Source organism: Pseudomonas sp. FH4 (assembly GCF_000510915.2).
In the GTDB taxonomy this organism is placed as follows: domain Bacteria; phylum Pseudomonadota; class Gammaproteobacteria; order Pseudomonadales; family Pseudomonadaceae; genus Aquipseudomonas; species Aquipseudomonas brenneri.
This window is the reverse complement of record NZ_AOHN01000018.1, coordinates 154,706-178,327: the sequence shown is the minus strand read 5'-3', so window position 1 is coordinate 178,327 and position 23,622 is coordinate 154,706. Positions and strand designations below refer to the sequence as shown.

The window sequence follows — 23,622 nt, the reverse complement described above, 5'->3', positions numbered from 1 at the left end:
TCGAGCTTTAGCGAGGCTGCGATGGCGGCGGCACAGGCGCTAGAGATGTATTGCATGATCCACCGTCATCGCAGCCTCGCCGGGGCTCGACAGCTCCCACACATGATCCATGTTGCGGCCAAAATCCCGGACCTGCCACCCATCCCCGTGGGAGCTGTCGAGCTTTAGCGAGGCTGCGATGGCGGCGGCACAGGCGCTAGAGATGTATTGCATGATCCACCGTCATCGCAGCCTCGCCGGGGCTCGACAGCTCCCACACTTGATTTCTGTCGATGCCAAAACTCGGGCACACCGCCGATCCCCTGTATCTGGACCCACAGGGTTTGCGTTTCGTTTGTCAGGCCCTATACCCGTCAATCCCGTTTCGTGCGATCTTCACGGCATTCGCCCTGGAGTCGCCTGGATGCTGCCTTTTATCTCCGATCACCCGATGGTGTGCGCCCTGGCGCTGATCCTTATCGATATCGTCGTCTGGCGTCTGTTTTCTGCCAGCTCCGGCAATTGGAAACTGGTCGCCCGCCTGGTGATCTTTGCCACCTACAGCGCGGTGCTGTTCAACGACGGCATGAACCCGATGCAAATCGCGCCTTATGCCGACAACACCCCCTTGCACATGGCCGCCACCGCCTTGCAGATTGGCTGGTGGTTGTTTGCCGCCCGCACCCTGACGGTGTTGCTCGGTGCGTTGATGATGCAGCGAGTCGGCCACACCGGACGGTTGCTGCAAGACCTGATGGGCGCGGTGATTTTCCTGATCGCGATCATCGCCGCCATGGCTTACGTGCTGGACCTGCCGGTCAAGGGCGTGCTGGCGACTTCCGGCGCGGTGGCGATCATCGTCGGCCTGGCGCTGCAAAGTACCTTGAGCGATGTGTTTTCCGGGATCGTGCTCAACACCACCAAGCCCTATCAACTCGATGACTGGATTTCCATCGATGGCACCGAAGGCCGGGTCACCGACATCGACTGGCGCGCCACGCGCCTGCAAACCTCCCAGGGCAGCATGGCGGTCATCCCCAATTCGCTGGCGGCCAAGGCCAAGATCATCAACTTTTCGCGCCCGGCGGACATGTTCGGCCTGGCAGTGAGCCTGCAAGTCAGCCCGCATGCGCGCCCGCAAACGGTGCTCGAAGCCCTGGAGCGCGCCATGCAAGGTTGCCGGCAATTGCTGGCCAAACCGGCGCCGAGCGTGGCTTTCAAGACGTCCACTGGCGGTGGCGTGGAGTATGAAATCAGCGGCTTTGTGCCGGCCATGGGCCTCAAACGCGAGGTGCGCAACCAGCTTTACGACCTGGCCTACCGGCATTTGCAGGCGGCTGGCGTGAGTTTGCTATCGAGTGCCGAAAGCCCGACCTCGCCGACCACGTCGCCAGCGCGGGCATTGCTGGAAAGCTCAAATATCTTCTCCACCCTGCGCCAGGAAGAGAAGGAAACCTTCAGTCAGAACATGACGGCGCAAACCTTCCGTGCAGGCGACATGATCCTGCCGGCAGGGGAGGCCAGCGATCACCTGTTCATCATCGAGTCCGGGGTGGTTTCGGTGATGCTGGCCAAGGCCGGGCACACGTTCGAAGCCGGGCGCATGGGGCCGGGGGAAGTGATCGGCGAGGCCGGGATCCTCGGTGAGCAGGGCGTACCGGCGGATTTTGTGGCCAAGACCTATTGCACCCTCTACCGCATCGAAAAGGAATACCTCAAGCCGTGCCTGGACGCGCGCCACGATATCAGTGAAGCCATGCAGAACCTCCTGGATTTCCGCCTGCACGCCGCCCAGCATCTGACCCAGGATGCGCCGATCGTGCCGGTGAAAAAGGGCTTCTTGCATTGGCTGCGCAACCGGGTCTGAACGGTCTGGCATTGGCTACCTGTTCTTCGCCCGGATTGGCTATTTGTCTGCCGCAGTGGGGTGATTAAGCTAGGCACCAATCCCCACTGTCCTGGAGTTACACCATGTCTGCCCGTATCGATTTCTACACCGCTTCCCCAGACGCGATGAAAGCCATGCTCGCCCTGGAAGCGGCCGTCGGTAAACTGTCCATCGAACTGCCCCTGCTGGAACTGGTACGCCTGCGCGTGTCGCAGATCAACGGCTGCGCGTTCTGCCTGGATATGCACACCGCCGATGCACGCAAGGGCGGCGAGACTGAGCGTCGTCTGTACACCGTGTCGGCCTGGCGCGAAACGCCATTCTTCACCCCGCGCGAACGTGCCGCCCTGGCCTGGGCCGAAAGCCTGACCCTGATCAGCCAGACCCACGCTTCGGATGAAGATTATGCGTTGCTCAATGCCGAGTTCAGCCCGGCTGAGCAGGTGGACCTGAGCGTGGCCATCGCCACCATCAACAGCTGGAACCGCCTGGCGGTGGGCTTTCGCAAGATGCCCAAGTAATCAGAAATTCACTGATGCACTCAAGCGCGCCGTCAACGGCGCGCCCTGGAACAGGTAGTCATCGCCCATATACTCGCCCGCGTCGCGCCAGTAGCGCTTGTCGAACAGGTTGTCGACGCTCAGGCGAAACACTGTTTCGTAGCCGTCGACCTTGGTGCTGTAGCGGCTGCCGATATTGACCACCGCATAATCTCCAACCTCCACATTGCCGGTGCGATTGGCGTTCTTGCTGGCGCTGTATTGCACGCCACCGAGAACGGCGAGGCCGTTGACCCACGGTAGGGCATAGTCGGCGTACACGCTGGCGCGCAGCTTGGGCACGTTGATCGTCTGGTGATCTTCGTATTGCGGCGTACCGCTGCCGTTCACCCGCGCGCGAATGGCTGCCACGCTGGTAGCGATCTGCAGGCGCTCGGTGGCCCAGCCGTTGGCCGACAGTTCCAGGCCGGTGTTTTTCTGCTGGCCTTGCTGCACATAGGTGAAGTCACCGGCGCTATCGGGCTTGGCGTATTGATAAGCCTGGCGGGTCTGGAACACGGCGGCGGCGAAGCTGATGCGGCGCCAGTAGTATTTGACCCCGGCTTCGAGTTGGCGCGAGACGGTCGGTGCGAGGATTTCCCCATCATTACTCGCATACCACGGTGCTTCGCCGCCTAGGGACAGGCCTTTGCTGTAGCTGGTGTACAGCGAGAGATTGTCCATCGGTTTGTAGATCAGCGCAGCGTTGGGCAGGAACTCGTATTGCTGGGTGTGGCGTTCCTGGACGCCAGTCTGATCGAAGGCTTTTTCATCCAGACGCACTTCGCGGCCGCCCAATACGGTTTGCCACTGCTCGTTGAAGCTGATGCGGTCGGTGACGAACAGCCCGTACTGGCGGCTGTCGAGGCGTCGATGACTGTCGTTCAAAGGCTTGTCGGTAGGCGTGAAGGCTGGTGGGTCCTGATCGATATTGCCGCTGCCGATGGGCTCATTGACCGACTTGCGCTTGTCAATCACCCGGCGAAAGGCGCTGGTGCCGAAGGTCAGCTCATGGCCTATGCCTGCGGTTGTGAACAGGCCGGTCATGGCCGCCTGGATTTCATCATTGCGCCGGGTATCGTCAGGGCTGCGGTAGTCAGCGATGTCGTAGTTGCCTTCCGGACTGAAGTAGTTCGGTACTTTGACGCCTTCGCAACTGGCGGAGCCGTAGCACCCCCAGGCAAACGAGCTGTAATCATCAATCACCACCTTGCTACGCGCTGCGCTGATATTGCCTTTCCACTGGTCACTGAAGCGGTATTCGAACTTGCCGTTGAGGTTCAGCGAGTCGATGCCCACCTGCTTGGAACCACTCTGGTGGCCGAGCAGTTTTTTCGGTGATGCGTCATGGGGCACTTCGGTGCCGCCGAGCAACTGGTAACCGGGCACCGAGCGCTGTTGCTTGTCCTGGTATTCGGCATCCAGTTGCAGCACAGCGTCGGGGCTGATGTTCCAGTCGAACGCCAGGGACAGGAAATCGCGCTGGCCATTGGCGTGTTCGACATAGGAGTTGAGGTCTTCATGGGCGACGTTGGCGCGCAGGCCGAACTGCTGCTCGCTGCCAAACCAGCCGCCGACATCGGTGGCGATATAGCCGCTGCCGCGATCATCGGTGGACACGGTGACCGAGCGCACGTCTTCCGGGCGCTTGGTCACGTAGTTGATCACGCCGCTGGGCTCGGAGATCCCGCTTTGCAGGCCCGCCAGGCCCTTGAGCAATTCCACCCGTTGCTTGTTTTCCAGGGCCACGTTCTGCTCGCCGGTGATGGTGCGCCCGTTGATCTTGTAGCTGCTGGCGGCATTCAGGGAAAATCCCCGCACCACGAAATTTTCGTAGTAGCCGATCGGCGCGTAGCTTTCACCCACCGAGGCGTCGTTGCGCAGCACTTCGCTGAGCAGGCGGGCTTGCTGGTCCTTGATCAGCGCGGCGTTGATCACGGTAATCGAAGCCGGGGTGTCGAGCAGCGGCGCGTCTTCGAAGCCGCCGACCGATGCGCTTTCACTGCGATAACCGGACTCATCCTGGCCCAGGATCTTCAGCGCCGGCAGTTCCAGCTCAGCCGCCAGGCTGTTGCCGATGCCGCCGCTGAGCAACAGGCCGAGGGCGAAACGTGAGGTGACGACGGGACGAAAACGCAAAACCATGGGGCAAGGCCTTAAAGCGCGGGCGGGGGCGCATAAGCTAGGCATAAGTGCGCGCCTTTACAAGCACTCGCCTTGGCCGAGAACATCGTTAACGATAACGCAGCGCTAAAAAGTAACCCGAGGTGCCTGTGGGATTTTCGTCGGACCGCCGCCCGCAGATAAGCTCGCTCCTTGATTTATCGGCCGTGCCTTGATACCTGTCAAAACCCGCCGTGACGCTTTGCCTCATGCTGCACGCCTGATTGTCATGGCTCACGGAGTTCCCCATGAACGCCCCCGCAACACCCGCTGTTTCCTTCAAATTGCCCATGGGCCTGGTCATTGCCGTGCTGGTGATGGTCGGCGTCTTGCTATTGCCGCTGCCGGATGATTTACCGGTAGCCGGCCACCGGATGCTGGCGATCCTCGCGTTTGCGGTGGTGGTGTGGATCACCGAAGCGGTGTCCTATGAAGCCAGTGCGATCATGATCACTTCGCTGATGGCTTTTTTGCTGGGCACCGCACCGTCATTGCAGGACCCGACGCACCTGATCGGTTCCAGCCCGGCCATCAGCATGGCGCTCACCGGGTTTGCCAACCCGGCCCTGGCCCTGGTGGCCGGTGCGTTGTTTATTGCCGCCGCCATGACCCACACCGGCCTGGACCGGCGTATCGCTCTGGTGACCCTGACTCGGGTCGGTACCAGCACCCGCGGGATTCTGCTGGGGGCGATTGCAGTGACTATCCTGCTCAGCCTGGTGGTGCCCAGCGCCACCGCGCGCAGCGCCTGTGTGGTGCCGATCATGATGGGGGTGATTGCCGCGTTTGGCGTGGATAAACGCTCCAATATCGCCGCCGGGATCATGATTGTCGTCGCCCAGGGCACCAGCATCTGGAACGTCGGGATCCAGACCGCTGCCGCGCAGAACCTGTTGACCGTGGGTTTTATGGATAAAATGCTCGGCCAGCGTGTGTCATGGATCGACTGGCTGATCGCCGGGGCGCCGTGGGCCGTGATCATGTCGGCGGTGCTGCTGTTTCTGGTGCTCAAGTTGCTGCCACCGGAAAGCAATAGCATCCCGGGCGGCAAGGAAGCCGTTGCGCAATCTTTGGCCGATATCGGCCCGATGACCGGCCCGCAGAAGCGCTTGCTGACGGTCTCGATCCTGCTGTTGCTGGCCTGGGCCACTGAAGGGCGCCTGCACAGCTTCGACACCACCTCCACCACGTATGCCGGCCTGGTGCTCCTGCTGATGCCGGGGATCGGGGTGATGACCTGGAAGGATGTGCAGTCGCGCATTCCGTGGGGCACGGTGATTGTGTTCGGGGTGGGCATCAGCCTTGGCACGGCCCTGCTGACCACCCAGGCCGGGCAATGGCTGGGCGCGCAGGTGGTGGGGCATACCGGCCTGGATCAACTGGGCCCGCTGGGGGTGTTTGCGATCCTTGGTGCGTTCCTGATCGTGATCCACCTGGGCTTTGCCAGCGCCACTGCGCTGACCTCGGCCTTGCTGCCGATCCTGATTGCCGTACTGCAAACCCTGCCGGGGGATTTCAGCCGGTTGGGCATGACCATGCTGCTGGGGTTTGTGGTCAGCTATGGCTTTATCCTGCCAATCAACGCGCCGCAGAACATGGTGTGCCTGGGCACCGGCACCTTTACCGCCCGCCAGTTTGCCAAGGTGGGCCTGCTGGTGACCTTGATCGGTTACCTGCTGATGCTGGTCTTTGCAGCCACCTACTGGAGCTGGCTGGGTTGGATCTGATGATCCTTGTGTAGGAGCCGGCAAGCCGGCTCCTACACAAGGATTGTGCTTTCGACATGACAAGATGAACTTAGCTCAGGTCTACTACGCTCTGAGTCATGGTTTTACCGGCCTTGTGCGTCGGTCATCAAGGTCAGGCAATGGATAAATACACCCCGCACACCTGGCAACCCCACGAGCGCCCGAGCTTGCCGGGGTCGCCGTCGACACCCCATCACCCCACGCTCAAACGCTGGGCCTTTGCCCTGGTCGGCATACTGGTGGCGATCACCGGCGGCCTGGGTAATGCGCTGGTGATCGCCAACCTGCCGTATCTGCAAGGCGCGTTGGGCGCGACCACCGCTGAAATGGCCTGGCTGCCTGCGGCCTATGTGATGACCAACGTTTCGATGAACCTGCTGCTGGTGAAGTTTCGCCAACAGTTCGGCTTGCGCGCGTTTACCGAAGTGTTCCTGGTGCTGTATGCGCTGGTGACCTTTGGCCACTTGTTCGTCAACGACCTCAGCTCGGCGATTGCCGTGCGGGCCGCCCACGGCATGGTCGGTGCGGCGCTCAGTTCCCTGGGCTTGTACTACATGGTGCAGGCGTTCCCCGCGAAGTGGCGGCTCAAGGCCCTGGTGCTGGGCCTGGGCACGGCGCAACTGGCCTTGCCGCTGGCGCGGCTGTTCTCCGAAGACTTGCTGCAAATTGCCGAATGGCGTGGCCTGTATCTGTTTGAATTGGGCATGGCACTGACCTGCCTGGGCTGCGTATTCATGCTCAAGTTACCGCCGGGTGACCGTTTCAAAACCTTTGAAAAGCTCGACTTCCTGACCTTCGGCCTGCTCGCCTCGGGCGTGGCGTTGCTCTGCGCGGTGCTGTCACTGGGGCGCATCGACTGGTGGCTGGAAGCGCCGTGGATCGGGGTCGCCTCGGCCTGTTCGCTGGTGCTGATCATGGCCGGATTGGCCATCGAACATAACCGCGCCAACCCGTTGCTGATGACCCGTTGGCTGGGCGGCGGGGTGATGATTCGCCTGGCCCTGGCGGTGATCCTGATCCGTATGGTGCTGTCCGAACAGTCCACCGGCGCAGTGGGCTTCTTGCAGGCGCTGAACATGAGCAGCGAGCAGATGCGCACCTTGTACCTGGTGATGTTGCTGGGAGCGATCAGCGGCCTGGTGATCAGCGCCTTGACCATCAACCCGGCCCACTTGCTGATGCCGCTGGTGATTTCCCTGGCCCTGATGGCCACAGGCTCCGTGATGGACAGCTTTTCCAGCAACCTGACCCGGCCGCAGAACATGTACTTGAGTCAGTTCCTGCTGGGGTTTGGCGGCACGTTTTTCCTCGGGCCGACCATGGTGCTGGGCATGCGCAATGTGCTGACCAATCCGCGCAACCTGGTGAGTTTTTCGGTGCTGTTCGGTATTTGCCAGAACCTTGGCGGGCTGCTGGGGGCAGCGTTGCTCGGCACGTTCCAGATCGTGCGCGAGAAGTTTCACTCCAGCATGATTGTCGAACACCTGACGCTGCTGGATCCGCGCGTGGCCGCCCGCGTGCAGAGCGGCGGCTCGGCCTATGGCTCGGTGATTGCCGACCCTGAACTGCGCAACCTGATGGGCATCCGCAGCCTGGCCACGGCGGCCACCCGCGAAGCCAATGTGATGGCCTATAACGACGTGTTCATGCTGATCGCGATCATCGCGATCCTGACCATGTTGTGGATCTTTACCCGCAGCCTGTGGCTGATGAGCACCACCCAGAAAGCTGCCGCCAGTGCAGCGCCTTCCGTTCAACCTAGCGGCGCACTTCCTTCATGACCGAACCTACGGCTACCACCACGACCACCAACGCCATTGCTTCCACCCCGGAAGGCACCACGCCACCCGGTGCCACGGTCACCGAACCGCGCTCGTTGGGTGTGCGCATCATCTCGTCCCTGGGCTTTGCCGCGATTGCTATCGTTGGCGTGTTGATCGTGTTGTACGCCTGGCAACTGCCACCGTTCAGCAGCGCGGTAGAAACCACGGAAAACGCCCTGGTGCGTGGCCAGGTGACGATCATCGGCCCGCAACTGAGTGGTTATGTATTCGAAGTGCCGGTGCAGGACTTCCAGCACGTCAAGACCGGGGATTTGCTGGTGCGCCTCGATGATCGCATCTACAAGCAGCGCCTGGACCAGGCCCTGGCGCAACTGGCGGTGCAGCAGGCGTCCCTGGCCAACGTGGTGCAGCAGCGTAATAGCGCCGAGGCGACCATCAAGCTACGCCAGGCCGCCTTGGCCGACAGCCAGGCCCAGGCGCGCAAAAGCACCGCCGACTTGCGGCGCAATGAAGAACTGATCAGCGACGGCTCGGTGTCGCGCCGTGAGTTGGACGTGACCCGCGCGGCCAACGCGCAGACGATTGCAGCCGTGGCCCAGGCCCAGGCCAGCCTGGAAATCGCTCGCCAGGATTTGCAGACGGTGATTGTCAATCGCGGCTCACTGGAAGCTGCTGTTGCCAGCGCTGATGCGGCCGTGGAGCTGGCGCGCATTGACCTGTCCAACACCCGCGTGCTGGCGCCACGGGATGGTCAATTGGGGCAGATCGGCGTGCGCCTGGGCGCCTACGTCAACTCCGGTGCGCAGTTGATGGCGCTGGTGCCGAACCAACTGTGGGTGATCGCCAATATGAAAGAAACCCAGATGGATCACGTGCAGGTGGGCCAACCGGTGACGTTTACCGTCGATGCCCTGAACCACCGCAAGTTTCATGGCACGGTCCAGCGCATCTCGCCGGCCACGGGCGCCGAGTTCAGCCTGTTGCAGGCGGACAACGCCACCGGCAACTTCGTCAAGATCGCACAGCGGGTGCCGGTGCGGATTACGGTGGACCCGGATCAGGAACAGAGCGAGCGCCTGCGACCGGGGTTGTCGGTGGTGGTCAGTATCGACACGGCGGGCCGCCTGAAAAACAGCCCGCCCTGATATTCAACGCACCCCTTGTAGGAGCGAGCTTGCTCGCGAAAAACTTAACGACAACGCGGTTACCCAGGCAACCCGCGTTATCGTTGACGACTTTCGCGAGCAAGCTCGCTCCTACAGCATCGGGGGCAGGGTGCCCAGCAGGGACACCGCCGCCACCGCGGCCACGCCCAGCAACCATTCGAGCTTCACACTGGCCTGCAATGGGCCCACTCGCTGCTGGCAATCCTTGATCCGCAGCCGGTTCAGCAACGCCAACCCCAACATCCCCGCGACCAGCAGCACCTTGATCAGCAGGATCAAGGCAAACCCACTGAACAGTGGGGTCGGCCATAATTCTCCGGTGAGTACGCGGATGTTGATCAGCCCGCTGATCAGCAGGCCGGCCACCAACACGTAACCGACACCGCTGAAGCGCCGAAGGATTGTCTCCAGCGGGTACAGCGCCGCGTGCCGCAGGATCAACACCAAGAGCAACAAACCACCGAGCCAGGCACCGACGCAAAGCAGGTGCACGATCTGGTTGAGGATCAGCAATTGCCCGCTGAGGCCACTGAGCATGGCGCCGTGCCCCACTGGGGCCAGGGTTGCCAGTAGCAGCGCGCTGAGGGGCAGGCGCAGGTGATTCCAGGGTGTCAACAGGCTCAGGACCAGCAACCCATTGAGCAGCAGGTGGACGCTCCAGACCTGGCCGAAGAAGGTCTTGCCCAGCACCAACTGCACCGTCGCCAGATCCAGCGTCGCCAGTTCACTGCCGGCCATGCTGGCACTGATCAACAGCAGCCAGCTCACGCCAGAGCCCAGGGCCAGCCAGGCCAGTAGCCTAGTGATGCGGGACAGTTGCCGGTCCAGGGCCGGCCTGGGGCTTGCGCCCAATAACCAGGGCCTGAAGGCACAGGCCCCGAACATCAGCAAAACCACCATAAAGTGCAGGAAACGACACAGCACCAGCAGGGTTGCCATGGGTTACTGGCCGACCTTGAAGCTGTAGCTGCCTGCGCTCTTGTGGGTATCGACGGAGATCGCGTGCCACTCCACTTTATAGGTGCCGGCGGCCAGCGGTGCGGCTGGGGTCACAACCAGGGTTTTCTTGTCGGCGTCTGGGGTTTCCAGGCCCTTGACCGCGACTTCGGTGCCGTCCTTGCTCAGGGAAACCTTGGTGAACGTGGCTTCGACGCCTTCGGAGAACACCAGGCGCAGGTCGGCGGGCGCGGCGACGGTACTGTTGGCGGCCGGCGTGGCGCTTTTCAGGTGGGCGTGGGCCAGGGCTGCCTGGGCGCCGAGCAGAGAGGCCAGCAGGGCGGCGATTGTCAGGGTGTTTTTGATCAACATTGTGCAATCCCAATCAATGAACAGGACGGGCAGTGTACGAAGTTTCAGCTCAGGCTGTCGCCCCGATCTAGAGCGGATGGTAGTCTTCGGGACATGTCGTGGTCAGGGAGCCCCCATGGGCAATCACAAGATCGGTATTCGTCGGGTCAACGTCGAAAAGATTCTGCTGGCGGCAGAAAAGGTTTTCGCTGAAAAAGGCTATGGCAGCACCGCCATGGCTGACATCGCCGAACAGGCGCAACTGCCACGCTCCAACCTGCATTACTACTTCAGCACCAAGAGCGAGCTATACAGCGCGGTGTTGTTCGACCTGCTGGAGGTGTGGAAGCAGGATGCGTTGTGCTTCGAGATGTTCGATGATCCGCGCGTGGTGCTCAGCAGTTACATTCGGGCGAAGATGCAGCATTCGCGCAGCCGTCCCTATGGTTCGAAAGTCTGGGCCAACGAAATCATCCACGGCGCACCAACCCTTGGCGAAGCGCTGGACGCGAGCCTGTATGACTGGGCCAAGATGAAGGAAGCGAAAATCCGCCAGTGGGTGGAAGACAAACGCATCCTGGCGGTGGAGCCGTCGAGCCTGCTGTACATGATCTGGGCTTCAACCCAGCACTATGCCGATTTTGACCATCAGGTGATGATCCTCAATGACCATCAGGCGCTGTCGGATATGCAATTCGAGCGGGCGGTGCAGACGGTGACCAGTGTGATTTTGCGGGGGATCGGGCTGGAGCCTTGAGCTGTGTGGTGAGATTGATGGCCTCATCGCTGGCAAGCCAGCTCCTACAGGGGAATGCATTCCAAATGTAGGAGCCGGCTTACCGGCGATAGCGGTCTAAAGGTTTACACCGCCTCCCGGTAAGGATTTCGCGGATCCTGGGTCCAGTTCAAAAACGGCTTGCCGGTATCCATCGGCACCATTTCGATGCAGTCCGCCACCGGGCAGGTGATCTGGCACAGGTTGCAGCCCACGCATTCATCATCGATCACTTCATATTTATGCGTGCCATCGGCCTGTTTCAAACTGGCAATTGCCTGGTGCGAAGTGTCCTCGCAGGCAATATGGCAGCGTCCGCAACCGATGCACGCCGCTTGGTCGATCTTGGCGATGACCTGGTAGTTGATGTCCAGGTATTTCCAGTCTGTGGTGTTGCCCACCGCGCGCCCGGAAAAATCCTGCAAGCTGCTGTAGCCCTGGCTGTCCATCCACCGCGACAAGCCATCCTTCATTTCCTCGACAATCCTAAAACCATGCAGCATCGCCGCCGTACACACCTGCACGGCACCGCAACCCAGGGCAACGAATTCTGCCGCGTCGCGCCAGTTGCCGATGCCGCCAATCCCACAGATCGGCAGGCCCTGTGTCTGGGGATCGCGGGCAATTTCAGCGACCATGTTCAAGGCGATTGGCTTGACTGCTGAACCACAGTAACCGCCATGGGTGCTCTGGGTGCCGACCACCGGTAGGGCGACCATGCGCTCCAGGTCGACACTGGTGATGGAGTTGATGGTGTTGATCAGCGACACCGCATCGGCGCCACCGCGATAGGCCGCCCGGGCCGCCACGCGGATATCGGTGATATTGGGCGTGAGCTTGACGATCACCGGCAGCGAGCAATAGGTCTTGCACCAGCGTGTGACCTGTTCCACATATTCCGGCACCTGGCCCACCGCCGCCCCCATGCCTCGTTCCGGCATGCCATGGGGGCAGCCGAAGTTCAGCTCGATACCATCGCAACCGGTGGCTTCCACCAGCGGCAGGATGTTTTTCCATGATTCTTCGACGCACGGCACCATCAGCGACACGATCAGGGCGCGGTCCGGCCAGTCCTTTTTCACCTGGGTGATTTCCCGCAGGTTGATCTCCAGGGAACGGTCGGTGATCAGCTCGATATTGTTGATGCCCAAGACTTCACGGTTGGCGCCAAAGTGCGCCGAATAACGGGACGAGACGTTGACCGCCGCCGGGTCCTCGCCGAGGGTTTTCCAGACCACTCCGCCCCAGCCGGCTTCAAAGGCTCGGACCACGTTGTAGGCCTTGTCGGTGGGTGGCGCGGAGGCCAGCCAGAATGGATTGGGGGCTTTGATACCGGCGAACACAATCGATAGATCGGCCATTTACGCAGCCTCCACATTGAGCATGAGTTGAGCGTGCATGGCTTCGGCAGCCAGCTTGCCGTGTTGTACGGCCTGGACGGTGAGGTCCTGCCCGAGGCTGACGCAGTCGCCACCGGCATACACCCCGGGGATGCTGGTTTGCAGTTGTGCATCGACAAAGATCCGTTCGCCCTGGCGTTGCAACTGCTGGGCCAGTGGGTCGTGCAGGGCGTGGTCGTCGAAGCCTTGGCCGATGGCCTTGAAGATCGCATCTGCTGCCAGTTCGAAGGTGTCGCCGGTGGCTTGCAGGCGGCCGTTTTCCAGGCGTGTGCGAGCAAAACGCATGCCGCGCACCTGGCCTTGGTCATCGAGTAGCACTGCTTCGGGTTGGGCCCAGGTCAGCAGGCGTACCTGATTGGCCTTGGCGATGTCCTGTTCATGGCCGGTGGCGCCCATGTCGGCAAAGCCACGGCGGTACACCAGGTTGACATCGCGCGCGCCCAGGCGGGCCATTTGCACGGCCATGTCGATGGCGGTGTTGCCGGCACCGAGCACGATGCAGCGGTCGGCCAGGGGCAGTTGGCTGAGGTCGTCGGCCTGGCGCAGTTCGCGGATGTAGTCGGTGGCGGCGAGCAGGCCGGGCGCATCCTCGTGGGGCAGGCCCAGGTGCTTGCTGGCGGCCAGGCCTAGGCCGAGGAAGACCGCGTCGAAGTGCTGGTGCAGGTCGCTCAGGCTCAGGTTATCGCCCAGGCGCTGGCCGTGACGGATTTCGATCCCGCCGATTTGCAGGAGGAAATCCAGCTCCTTCTGGGCGAAGTCATCCACCAGTTTGTATTTGGCGATCCCGTACTCATTGAGGCCACCGGCCTTTTCACGGGCTTCGAAAATCACCACGTCATGCCCATGCAAGGCGCTGCGATGGGCGCAGGACAAGCCCGCAGGCCCGGCACCGACCACGGCGATGCGCTTGCCGGTCGACGCGGCGCGCTGGAACGGGTGTTGATCAAAGTGCGCGTTGTCGATGGCGTAGCGCTGCAACAGGCCAATCAGCACCGGGGCGCATTCTTCGCTGTTGTTGCGCACACAGGCCTGCTGGCAGAGGATCTCGGTCGGGCAGACCCTGGCACAACTGCCGCCGAGGATGTTGGCCGAGAGAATCTTCTGCGCCGCGCCCTGCACGTTGTCGGTGTGGATATTGCGGATGAACGATGGGATATCTATTTCGCTGGGGCATGCGTTGACGCACGGTGCGTCGTAGCAATACAGGCAGCGCGAGGCTTCCAGGTGGGCTTGCCGGGCATTGAGGGGCGGTGCCAGGTCGGTGAAGTGGCTGGCGAGGGTCGCCCCGTCTTCGTCGGGGTGGGGGAGGTGGTTCAGGGTCTGGATCACGGTAATGGCCTCACGGTTTTTTTGCCTCTGGCGGGCATTGGTTTTTTGTGGTTTGCACTGGCCTCATCGCGGGCAAGCCCGCTCCCACATTTGAACTGTGTGAACCCGATCAAGTGTGGGAGCTGGCTTGCCTGCGATCGGCGATGTCAGCGTTTCACCGCGGCGGGCTTGGAACGCTCCGCGCGCTTGCGCAACTGCTCGAACACCGCCGGATACGCCGGCCGCTCGACATAGCGCCCGGCACCGCGCTCGGCGCGCAAATCGCCGTCGACCCACACCAGCTTGCCCTGGCTGATGGTGTGGCTGGGCACGCCGCGCACGGTCTTGCCTTCGAAGATGTTGAAGTCCACCTGCTGATGGTGGGTCTTGGCCGAAATGGTCCGTGTGCCCTGGGGATCCCACAACACCAGGTCGGCATCGGCACCGACCCGGATCGCGCCCTTGCGTGGGTAGAGGTTGAAGATCTTCGCGGTGTTGGTGGAGGTCAGTGCAACAAACTCCTGCATCGACAGGCGCCCGGTGTTGACCCCTTCGTCCCACAGCAACGCCATGCGGTCTTCGATGCCGGCGGTGCCATTGGGGATCTTGCTGAAGTCGTCACGTCCGGCAGCCTTTTGTTCGGCGCAGAAGCAGCAGTGATCAGTGGCGGTGGTGTGCAGGTTGCCTGATTGCAGGCCATGCCACAGGGCCTCTTGATGCCCGCGCGGGCGGAAGGGCGGGCTCATCACGTAGCCTGCGGCGGTTTGCCAGTCGGGGTGTTGGTAGACGCTGTCGTCCAGCAGCAGGTGCCCGGCCAGGACTTCGCCATAAACCGCCTGGCCCTTGGCGCGGGCATAGGTGATTTCGTCGAGGGCTTCCTGGGTTGAAACGTGTACCAGGTACAGCGGCGTGCCGATGGTTTCGGCAATGCGGATCGCGCGGCTGGCGGCTTCGCCTTCCACTTGCGAGGGGCGCGACAGTGGATGGGCCTCGGGCCCGGTGATGCCCTGGGCCAACAGCTTGAGTTGCAGGTGATACACCAACTCGCCGTTCTCTGCGTGCACGGTGGGCACCGCGCCCAGTTCGAGGCAGCGCTCGAAGCTGGCGACCAGGGTGTCGTCGGCGGCCATGATCGCGTTCTTGTAGGCCATGAAGTGCTTGAAGCTGTTGATGCCGTGATGGGTCACCAGCTCGGCCATTTCCTCGCGGACCTGCTCACTCCACCAGGTAATCGCCACATGAAACCCGTAGTCGGCCGCCGACTTCTCGGCCCAGCCGCGCCACTGGTGGAAGGCTTCCATCAACGACTGCTGCGGGTTGGGAATCACGAAGTCGATGATCGATGTGGTCCCGCCTGCCAGGCCCGCTGCCGTGCCGCTGAAAAAGTCTTCGCTGGCCACGGTGCCCATGAAGGGCAGTTGCATATGGGTATGGGGATCGATACCGCCGGGCATCAGGTACTGGCCATTGCCATCGAGTATCTCGGTGCCGGCGGGAATATCCAGATCAGTGCCAATGGCGCGGATTAGACCGTCTGCGCACAAGACATCAGCTTTATAACTTTCATCATGGGTAACAACGGTGGCGCCACGGATCAACAGAGACATGCCGAGTTCCTCAGAGGCTTGACCGGCTTATGCCAGTTCTAAGTGTTGTAGTGCTGCACACTGTGCAAGGTTTATTCTTGTCAGTGGTGACAGGAATAGAAGCTAGCCCGAGTTTTTCGAATGATCAAGATTATTTTTTATAAGCATGTATCTGTATTAACTTATTGATATGTAAGGATAAAAACTTAAATTCACCAAAATGTAGCGCCCTCTCACCATTTTGACGCACTTGACAGGTTCGTAATATGAGCAACATTTCCTATTGCAAATCAGACGCTTGAGAGTTGCCTCTTGACGGCGGGAAGCAATAAAAATAATTGTGTTGCACCAGATTGAGTCCTGATTGTTCGGACAACTTCTGCGTTATTTGGCCTGAGTAACGTTGCAAGTGGCGTGGGACTTTTCGGTTAAGACAATAAAGCTGATAAACATCAGCCAGTTATATAAGCGGTACGGATGGGGCGATGGCTTGCGGCACGGTAATTGAGTGCGCTGCCGGTTGGCCGGGTCCGTGATGTCATGTTCATGCGGGACTACGGCCATCCAGCGTTGAGCGCCGGATGAGCAACAATAATTTTAAGAAAACCGTGGAGCGGCCATGCAACAGAACAGATCGCAAGTCATAGAACGCGACGGCCTGTATGAACTCGACGCCGGCAGCGACGTCCTCGACAGCCCCCGTTACAACCACGACATGGCACCGACCAAGGTGCACGAACGAACCTGGAACAAGTGGCACATCACGGCATTGTGGGTCGGCATGTCGATCTGCGTGCCGACCTACACTTTGGGCGGCGTGCTCACCGCGTACTTCGGCTTGTCGGTAGGCGAGGCGCTGGTGGCAATCCTGCTGGCCAATATCGTGGTGCTGGTGCCCCTGACGCTCAATGCCTTTCCCGGTACCAAATATGGCATTCCGTTCCCGGTGCTGCTGCGCTCATCCTTTGGCATTCTCGGTTCCAATGTGCCGTGCCTGATCCGCGCGCTGGTGGCCTGTGGCTGGTTCGGCATCCAGACGATGTTCGGCGGGCTGGCGATCCACTTGTTCCTCGGCTCGATCTTCGAGGGCTGGAAGAGCCTGGGCGGCACCGGCGAGGTGATCGGCTTCATGATCTTCTGGGTGTTGAACCTGTGGGTGGTGCTGCGCGGCGCCGAGTCGATCAAATGGCTGGAAACCCTGTCGGCACCGCTGCTGGTGGCGGTGGGTATCGGCTTGCTGGTGTGGGCGTTGCCCAATGTGTCGATCAGCGAATTGATGGCCATCCCACCCAAGCGCCCCGAAGGCGCGAGCCTGACGGGTTACTTTATGGCCGGACTGACCGCGATGGTCGGTTTCTGGGCCACCCTGTCCCTGAATATTCCTGACTTCAGCCGTTATGCCAAAAGCCAGAAGGACCAGATCCTGGGGCAGATTTTCGGCCTGCCGCTGACCATGTTCTTGTTCGCCGCACTGGGCGTGATCATGACGGCGGCCTCGGTGAAACTGGTGGGCGTCAGCGTCTCCGACCCGGTGACCCTGATCGGACATATCCAGAGCCCGGTGTGGGTAGCGGTGGCGATGGCGTTGATCATCATTGCCACACTGTCGACCAACACGGCGGCGAATATTGTCTCGCCCACCAATGATTTCCAGAACATCGCGCCCAAGTTGATCAACCGCACCACCGCGGTGGTGCTCACCGGTCTGGTGGGGTTGGCGCTGATGGCCCATGAACTGCTGAAAAAGCTCGGGCTGATCGTTTCCGATGTCAGCCTGGAAACGGTCTATTCCAACTGGCTGCTCGGCTATTCGAGCCTGTTGGGGCCGATTGCCGGGATCATGGTAGTGGACTATTTCCTGATTCGCCGCCAGCGACTGGATCTGGCGGGTTTGTATCGCGATGACGTGTACCCGGCGTGGAATGTCGCGGGATTTATCGCTTTTGGCGTGCCGGTGCTGCTGACCCTGTTGTCGCTGGGCAGCGATGCGTTCAGTTGGTTCTACAGCTACGGCTGGTTCACCGGCTCGGCGCTGGGCGGGTTGTTGTATTACGGCCTGTGCAGCAAGCGCAAAACAAACCCTGTCGCCGCGAAGACAACCCTGTAGTCGAGGTGAAATGCAATCAACTGTGGGGGCGAGCAAGCCCGCTCACACAGTTGGATCGCGTCAATCATAAGAAATATTGCCTGAGGAGATCACCATGAACGCTGCCATCGACGTTCTGCAATCCACCCATCAGCACATCAACCGTGACCGCCTGTGGCAGTCGTTGATGGACCTCGCCAGGCTCGGCGCCACGCCCAAGGGCGGCGTGTGTCGCCTGGCCCTGACCGACCTCGACCGCCAGGCTCGCGATCTGTTTGTGCAGTGGTGCGAGGCGGCGGGCTGCACGGTGACCATCGATGGCGTGGGCAATATCTTCGCCCGTCGCGCGGGGCGCAATCCGGCATTGCCACCGGTGATGACCGGCAGCCATATCGACACCCAGCCAACGGGCGGCAAGTTCGATGGCTGCTTCGGTGTACTGGCGGGCGTGGAGGTGTTGCGCACGCTCAATGACCTGAAGATCGAAACCGAAGCGCCGCTGGAAGTGGTGGTATGGACCAACGAAGAAGGCTCGCGCTTCCCTCCCTGCATGATGGGCTCCGGGGTGTTCGCCGAAAAATTCAGCCTTGAAGACACGCTGGCCAAAACCGACGCAGAGGGCATCACGGTGGGTGATGCGCTGAACGCGATTGGCTACGCGGGCTCCCGGCCAGTCAGCGGGCACAAGGTTGGGGCTTACTTCGAAGCCCATATCGAGCAGGGCCCGATCCTGGAAGATGAACGCAAAACCATCGGCGTGGTGCTGGGAGCGCTCGGCCAGAAATGGTTCGACCTGACTCTGCGCGGTGTCGAGGCGCATGCCGGTCCGACGCCGATGCACCTGCGCAAGGACGCCCTGGTCGGTGCGTCGGCAGTGGTGGCGGCGGTCAACGCTGCCGCACTCGGCCATCAGCCCCATGCCTGTGGCACGGTGGGGTGCCTGCAAGCCTATCCCGGCTCGCGCAATGTGATCCCTGGCGAAGTACGCATGACTCTGGACTTCCGTCACCTGGAACCGGCACGCCTGGATTCGATGATTGCCCAGGTGCGTAAGGTGATCGACGACACTTGCGCCAAGCACGGCCTGAGCTTCGAGATGGTGCCTACCGCTGACTTCCCGCCGCTGTATTTCGACAAGGGGTGTGTCGATGCCGTGCGTGAGGCGGCCAATGGCCTGGGCCTGTCGAATATGGATATCGTCAGTGGCGCTGGGCATGACGCGATCTTCGTCGCTGAATTAGGGCCGGCCGGGATGATATTCGTGCCATGTGAAGGCGGGATCAGCCATAACGAAATCGAAAACGCCGCACCCGATGACCTGGCGGCGGGGTGCGCGGTGTTGCTGCGGGCGATGGTGGCGGCTTCGGCTGCGGTGGCCCGCAAGCAGGTGGCGTAGATCTGCAGGAGCCGGCTTGCCGGCTCCTGGATTCGGTCAGGCGTGATGCGCGACTGGCTTGTGGGTCTTGGCGCGTGCCTCGGCCTTGGGCTGTGGATGAGGGTGCCGGCGGGTCACGCGCAACACGCCCCACAGCATGGCGCCGGCGACGGCCAGCCAGCCAAGCACCAACAGGAAAATTGTGGCTGTCAGGCTCATGAGTGCCTCCTTTTGCCCTGTGCAGGGCACACACTGTCTTTGCAATGGACAGTCTAGCTGCCTCCCGGTTGCGTGCTATTGACCAATGGTCGTGTGCGTCCAACTTGTTTGCTCTATCCCGGGCTTTTTACTGCTGCCCAAGGCTATACCCGGGCCCAAGAGCGTCCTATGATCAACGCCCCAGCCCGCAGATGATCAAGAGAGTGAAGAAGTTGCGTTTACGGTCGAACCTCAAAGCCTCCTTGCTGGTGGCTGCCTGCGTCCTTGGCTTGGCCGCGTGTGCCGGGCATCCCACACCTTCAAAAATCAAGGGCCTGCCCGAACGTGTAGAGCTCAACGGCGTGCCGGCGTTTCGTGGCGACACGTACCAGGGCGGTCCGGCTGCCCTGGCCAGCATGCTGTCGCAACAAGGCATTGTGATTACACCGGGCTTGCTGGATAAGCCATTGCATCTACCCGGTGGGGAAGCCGACCTTGAGCGCAACATGCAAGTGCTGGCGCGCGAATACGGGATGTTGGTGTATCCGCTGGATACCAGGCTGACGGCGCTGTTGGCGCAGGTGGCGGCGGGGTATCCGGTGATGGTGCGGATTACCGAAGGCTCGACACTCTGGGCCGAGCCGCGTTATGCGGTACTGGTGGGCTTTAACCAGCAAAACAGTACGGTGTTGTTGCGCGTCGCCAGGGATCGGCGACGCCCGGTGGCGTTCAGCGACTTCGAGTCCGCCTGGAAAAGCGCCGGGCAGTGGGCGGTGCTGGTGCAGCGTCCGAGCCAGTTGCCGGTCAACCTGGATACGGCGAGGTGGCAGCAGGCCGCCAACGCCACCGCCCAGGCCGGCCAGGAACAGGCGGCGGCACAGGCACTCAAGGTCATGGCTGAAAGGCCAAAGCAGCCATAACGCAAACGGCGCTCGAGAGCGCCGTTTTTGTCAGCTGTGCATCAGTGCGATTGGGCGACCCCGGTCTGGCGGCCCTTGAGGTTCTTGTCGGCCTTGTATTGCAGGGCCACATCCGGCACCGAGCCGCTCTTGCCCGTTTCAATCCACTTGCGAATACGGCTGGCATCGGCAAAGTGCGTGAATTTGCCGAAGGCATCGAGGATCACCAGCGACACTGGGCGGTTGCCCATGCTCGTCACCAGCACCAGGCAGTGACCGGCCTGGTTGGTGAAACCGGTCTTGGTCAGCTTGATATCCCAGTTGGCGCGGTTGACCAAGTGATCGGTGTTGGAAAAACCCAGGGTGTAACTGGGCTTGCGGAACGACACGGTCTTTTCCTTGGTGGTGCTCAATTGCGTGAGCAGCGGATATTTGTGCGCGGCCTGCACCAGCTTGCTCAAGTCGCGGGCGGTGGACACATTATGGATCGACAGACCGGTGGGCTCGACATAGCGGGTGCTGGTCATGCCCAGGGCCTTGGCCTTGGCGTTCATTGCGGCAATAAACGCCGCATAGCCACCCGGATAATGGTGGGCCAGGCTGGCAGCTGCACGGTTTTCCGAGGACATCAGGGTAATCAGCAGCATTTCCTTGCGCGGCATTTCGCTGTTGAGCTTGACTCGCGAGAACACGCCTTTCATTTCCGGGGTGTCGCTGATGTTGATGGAGATGTACTCATCCATATTCTGCTTGGCATCCAGCACCACCATGCCGGTCATCAGCTTGGTGACGGAGGCGATCGGTACGACCACGTCGGGGTTGCTGGAATAGATGACTTTGTTGGTTTGCAAGTCCACCAGCATCGCGCTGCCTGAGGCGATGTGCAGTTGCGAGGTGTCCCGTGGGGCCAGGGTGGTTTCACTGGCGTTGGCGACAGTGCCTGCGAATGCGAAGAACAGGCTGATGAGAGAAAGATGAATTTTCACGCGGATGAACTCGCTAAAAGGTAGAAAAATACCGGATGCAGCCGGTTTTATGAAAAATGACGTTACATATTATTAGTATGGATCACAAACTGATAGAGAGCCTTTAAATAAAGGCTGTAAGCCGATGATTGGTTAGGTTTGTAGCGCAAGCGCGTTGGCGATAAGGCTCCGTAAAAACGGTCCTGTCGGTCCTGGGTGTGTAGGACTGATACAAAAACCTCAGAGCCTTTGATATGGGCTTTTTGTTAACGTTGAATTGAGGAGGCGTTGTTGAAAACAGGGACGTAGATGAACGGCAAAACGATCCGATGGGCGACCAATTTATTACTGTGTGTGGGCACAGGCTTCATGGTGACGGGTACTACAACGTTGTTGATCGCTGGAGCCGCTGATGCCAATACGCTGAGAGCCAGTGCGACAATGGCGATTGTCAGTTTTTTTTGTAATCGTCGTGTCGTACGTGGTGGCAATACTTGAGGAGGATGTATGGCACTGACCATCATAGGGTTATGGAGTTTGGGGGTTGCGCTCCTTATAGGTGTGGCCTTTAAGCGCGCAGGCATCATTTTCAGGAAACCGCGGCGTGCTGTTCTTGTTGACAGGGAGCAAGTCAAATCTCTCGGGCAGGAATAAAAAAATCCGCTGCCAGATATCTGATAGCGGATTTTTCAGGAAGCCCGGCGTGACCTAACAGCATTGCGTCAAGGCGGGGTCCTTTTAGCTGTGCAACGTTTCGGCTGCGTACAGCGTGTTTTCCAGCAGGCATGCACGAGTCATCGGGCCAACACCACCAGGTACCGGGGTGATCCATCCGGCGCGGGGCAGGGCGGTTTCGTACACCACGTCGCCCACCAGCTTGCCGTCATCCTGACGGTTGATACCCACGTCGATCACGATGGCGCCTTCCTTGATCCACTCGCCCTTGACCAGGCCTGGCTTGCCCGCGGCGACCACGACCAGGTCGGCACGCCCGACGTGGCCTGCCAGGTCCTTGGTGAAGCGGTGGGTGACGGTCACAGTGCAGCCGGCCAGCAGCAACTCCATGGCCATCGGGCGACCTACAATGTTGGACGCGCCAACCACCACTGCATCCAGGCCGTACAGGTCGACGCCGGTGCTTTCCAGCAGGGTCATGATGCCCTTCGGTGTGCAGGGGCGCAGCAGGGGAATGCGCTGGGCCAGGCGACCGACGTTATAAGGGTGGAAGCCGTCTACGTCTTTGTCGGGGCGGATGCGCTCCAGCAGCAGGGAGGCGTCCAGGTGCTCTGGCAGCGGCAATTGCAGCAGGATGCCGTCGATGTTCGGATCGTCGTTGAGACCGTCGATCAGGTCGGTGAGGGCCTGTTGGGTGGTGTCGGAAGGCAAGTCGTAGGCCTTGGAAATAAAGCCGACCTCTTCACAGTCTTTACGCTTGTGCGAGACATAAACCTGGGAGGCAGGATCGCTGCCGACCAGGATCACCGCGAGCCCCGGCGTGCGCAGGCCAAGCTGGCGACGCTCGGTGACACGTTTGGCGATCTGCTGGCGCAGGCTGGCGGCGATTGATTTGCCGTCGATAAGTTGTGCAGTCATTACGCGTGATTAACCATCGAGAGGGGGAGGAAAAGTGCGCGCATTCTCGCACGCCAGGACGTGAGGGCAAAGGCGCTTGGTCTGCAAATTCCCCTAACCCCTTAAATAAAATGAATTTTTTTCAAAAAAGATTTGACGGCCCCTAGGGGCGTCTATACTATTCGTCGCACTTGTCGGGCACAGCCTAGCACTGGTTAAGAAGGTCGAGCGCAATAGCCGTTTTATTGTGTAAGGCTGGAAGCATTTAGTTTGTAGTCCTCCAAGAGTACAGATTAATCAGGCGCCCGTAGCTCAGCTGGATAGAGCATCCGCCTTCTAAGCGGATGGTCGCAGGTTCGAGTCCTGCCGGGTGCGCCATTAGGCAGCTTTGGCACAAGTAGCGCAAGATGGTGGGCGTAGCTCAGTTGGTAGAGCACGGGATTGTGACTCCCGTTGTCGAGGGTTCGATCCCCTTCGTCCACCCCATATTTGAAAAGGCGCCAGATTTAACGGTCTGGCGCCTTTGTTTTAAAAAAGCTTCAAGCCGCGGATGTGGTGGAATTGGTAGACACACTGGATTTAGGTTCCAGCGCCGCGAGGCGTAAGAGTTCGAGTCTCTTCATCCGCACCAAATAAAGCGTCACCCCTGCATTGGCTGGGTTGGTGCTCGGCAGAGAAGGCAGTTGGCTTCTTTGTCACGCAATATGGTGGGCGTAGCTCAGTTGGTAGAGCACGGGATTGTGACTCCCGTTGTCGAGGGTTCGATCCCCTTCGTCCACCCCATATTCCGAAAGGCGCCAGATTTAACAGTCTGGCGCCTTTTTTGTTTTAGCGGTTTGCGTATTCGGCGACTGCAGGTTTTGGGTCGCAGGGGTGGGGCGTTTCGTCGTATTTTTGTTTCTCG

Annotated in this window: 18 protein-coding genes and 4 tRNA genes; 13 read left to right on the top strand and 9 right to left on the bottom strand. The window is 60.6% G+C overall.

Annotation, left to right across the window (positions count from 1 at the left end):
* Positions 1 to 403: 403 nt before the first annotated feature.
* Both H097_RS13515 and H097_RS13510 read left to right on the top strand, forming a co-directional pair.
* A complete protein-coding gene (locus H097_RS13515) occupies positions 404 to 1,846 on the top strand; it encodes a mechanosensitive ion channel family protein (RefSeq protein WP_032860299.1) in 1,443 nt (480 codons plus the stop codon).
* A gap of 104 nt (positions 1,847 to 1,950) precedes the next feature.
* Positions 1,951 to 2,388, top strand: a complete 438-nt coding sequence (locus H097_RS13510; protein WP_032860298.1) for a carboxymuconolactone decarboxylase family protein — start codon at positions 1,951 to 1,953, stop codon at positions 2,386 to 2,388.
* Here H097_RS13510 and H097_RS13505 read toward each other — a convergent pair whose 3' ends face one another.
* Positions 2,389 to 4,551, bottom strand: coding sequence for a TonB-dependent siderophore receptor (locus tag H097_RS13505; RefSeq protein ID WP_032860297.1), 2,163 nt, complete (start codon positions 4,549 to 4,551; stop codon positions 2,389 to 2,391). It abuts the gene before it with no gap.
* Between the two features lie 266 nt (positions 4,552 to 4,817).
* Here H097_RS13505 and H097_RS13500 point away from each other — a divergent pair, with 266 nt between their 5' ends.
* From H097_RS13500 to H097_RS13490, 3 genes are all read left to right on the top strand, one after another.
* A complete protein-coding gene (locus H097_RS13500) occupies positions 4,818 to 6,296 on the top strand; it encodes a DASS family sodium-coupled anion symporter (RefSeq protein ID WP_032860296.1) in 1,479 nt (492 codons plus the stop codon).
* A 140-nt stretch (positions 6,297 to 6,436) separates the two neighbouring features.
* On the top strand, positions 6,437 to 8,098 hold the full coding sequence (locus H097_RS13495; RefSeq protein WP_032860294.1) for an MFS transporter: 1,662 nt from the start codon (positions 6,437 to 6,439) through the stop codon (positions 8,096 to 8,098).
* Complete coding sequence (locus H097_RS13490) at positions 8,095 to 9,246, top strand: HlyD family secretion protein (RefSeq protein WP_032860293.1); 1,152 nt, start codon at positions 8,095 to 8,097, stop codon at positions 9,244 to 9,246. Before H097_RS13495 ends, H097_RS13490 begins: the two co-directional genes overlap by 4 nt.
* Before the next feature lie 111 nt (positions 9,247 to 9,357).
* Here H097_RS13490 and copD read toward each other — a convergent pair whose 3' ends face one another.
* Both copD and copC read right to left on the bottom strand, forming a co-directional pair.
* Positions 9,358 to 10,206 carry a copper homeostasis membrane protein CopD gene (gene copD / locus H097_RS13485; RefSeq protein ID WP_032860292.1) on the bottom strand — a complete coding sequence of 283 codons (849 nt, stop codon included), beginning with the start codon at positions 10,204 to 10,206 and terminating at the stop codon, positions 9,358 to 9,360.
* Positions 10,207 to 10,209: 3 nt separating this feature from the next.
* On the bottom strand, positions 10,210 to 10,575 hold the full coding sequence (gene copC, locus H097_RS13480) for a copper homeostasis periplasmic binding protein CopC (protein ID WP_032860291.1): 366 nt from the start codon (positions 10,573 to 10,575) through the stop codon (positions 10,210 to 10,212).
* A gap of 115 nt (positions 10,576 to 10,690) precedes the next feature.
* On the opposite strand from copC, the gene H097_RS13475 reads away from it, so the two are divergent.
* Positions 10,691 to 11,311 (top strand): TetR/AcrR family transcriptional regulator, encoded by a 621-nt coding sequence (locus tag H097_RS13475; protein ID WP_029298440.1) that lies wholly within the window; start codon positions 10,691 to 10,693, stop codon positions 11,309 to 11,311.
* 104 nt (positions 11,312 to 11,415) lie between these two features.
* Here the strand turns inward: H097_RS13475 and preA are convergent, their stop codons facing one another.
* From preA to hydA, 3 genes are all read right to left on the bottom strand, one after another.
* The gene (gene preA, locus H097_RS13470; protein ID WP_032860290.1) at positions 11,416 to 12,690 is read right to left on the bottom strand and encodes an NAD-dependent dihydropyrimidine dehydrogenase subunit PreA; all 1,275 of its coding nucleotides are present in this window, start codon (positions 12,688 to 12,690) and stop codon (positions 11,416 to 11,418) included.
* A complete protein-coding gene (locus H097_RS13465; protein WP_032860289.1) occupies positions 12,691 to 14,058 on the bottom strand; it encodes an NAD(P)-dependent oxidoreductase in 1,368 nt (455 codons plus the stop codon).
* 146 nt (positions 14,059 to 14,204) lie between these two features.
* Positions 14,205 to 15,644, bottom strand: coding sequence for a dihydropyrimidinase (hydA, locus tag H097_RS13460; RefSeq protein WP_032860288.1), 1,440 nt, complete (start codon positions 15,642 to 15,644; stop codon positions 14,205 to 14,207).
* A 598-nt stretch (positions 15,645 to 16,242) separates the two neighbouring features.
* On the opposite strand from hydA, the gene H097_RS13455 reads away from it, so the two are divergent.
* Together H097_RS13455 and H097_RS13450 are read left to right on the top strand one after the other, a co-directional pair.
* Entirely contained in the window at positions 16,243 to 17,730 is a 1,488-nt protein-coding gene (locus H097_RS13455) for an NCS1 family nucleobase:cation symporter-1 (protein ID WP_032860287.1), read from the top strand.
* Between the two features lie 94 nt (positions 17,731 to 17,824).
* Positions 17,825 to 19,105, top strand: a complete 1,281-nt coding sequence (locus H097_RS13450; protein WP_032860286.1) for a Zn-dependent hydrolase — start codon at positions 17,825 to 17,827, stop codon at positions 19,103 to 19,105.
* Positions 19,106 to 19,141: 36 nt separating this feature from the next.
* Here H097_RS13450 and H097_RS28415 read toward each other — a convergent pair whose 3' ends face one another.
* Positions 19,142 to 19,303 carry a hypothetical protein gene (locus H097_RS28415; protein ID WP_191982823.1) on the bottom strand — a complete coding sequence of 54 codons (162 nt, stop codon included), beginning with the start codon at positions 19,301 to 19,303 and terminating at the stop codon, positions 19,142 to 19,144.
* A 212-nt stretch (positions 19,304 to 19,515) separates the two neighbouring features.
* Between H097_RS28415 and H097_RS13445 the strand changes: the two genes are divergently transcribed.
* Positions 19,516 to 20,202, top strand: coding sequence for a peptidase C39 family protein (locus H097_RS13445; protein WP_032860314.1), 687 nt, complete (start codon positions 19,516 to 19,518; stop codon positions 20,200 to 20,202).
* A 41-nt stretch (positions 20,203 to 20,243) separates the two neighbouring features.
* Here the strand turns inward: H097_RS13445 and pbpG are convergent, their stop codons facing one another.
* Positions 20,244 to 21,167: a D-alanyl-D-alanine endopeptidase gene (pbpG, locus tag H097_RS13440; RefSeq protein WP_032860285.1), complete on the bottom strand. Its 924-nt coding sequence runs from the start codon at positions 21,165 to 21,167 to the stop codon at positions 20,244 to 20,246.
* A gap of 717 nt (positions 21,168 to 21,884) precedes the next feature.
* Positions 21,885 to 22,739 (bottom strand): bifunctional methylenetetrahydrofolate dehydrogenase/methenyltetrahydrofolate cyclohydrolase FolD, encoded by an 855-nt coding sequence (folD, locus tag H097_RS13435; RefSeq protein ID WP_032860284.1) that lies wholly within the window; start codon positions 22,737 to 22,739, stop codon positions 21,885 to 21,887.
* 280 nt (positions 22,740 to 23,019) lie between these two features.
* Here folD and H097_RS13430 point away from each other — a divergent pair.
* The 4 genes from H097_RS13430 to H097_RS13415 all read left to right on the top strand — a co-directional run bounded on the left by H097_RS13430 (position 23,020) and on the right by H097_RS13415 (position 23,501).
* A tRNA-Arg gene (locus tag H097_RS13430) sits at positions 23,020 to 23,096 on the top strand.
* A gap of 32 nt (positions 23,097 to 23,128) precedes the next feature.
* A tRNA-His gene (locus tag H097_RS13425) sits at positions 23,129 to 23,204 on the top strand.
* A gap of 60 nt (positions 23,205 to 23,264) precedes the next feature.
* Positions 23,265 to 23,349 (top strand) — tRNA-Leu (locus H097_RS13420).
* 76 nt (positions 23,350 to 23,425) lie between these two features.
* A tRNA-His gene (locus tag H097_RS13415) sits at positions 23,426 to 23,501 on the top strand.
* The last annotated feature ends 121 nt before the right edge of the window (positions 23,502 to 23,622 follow it).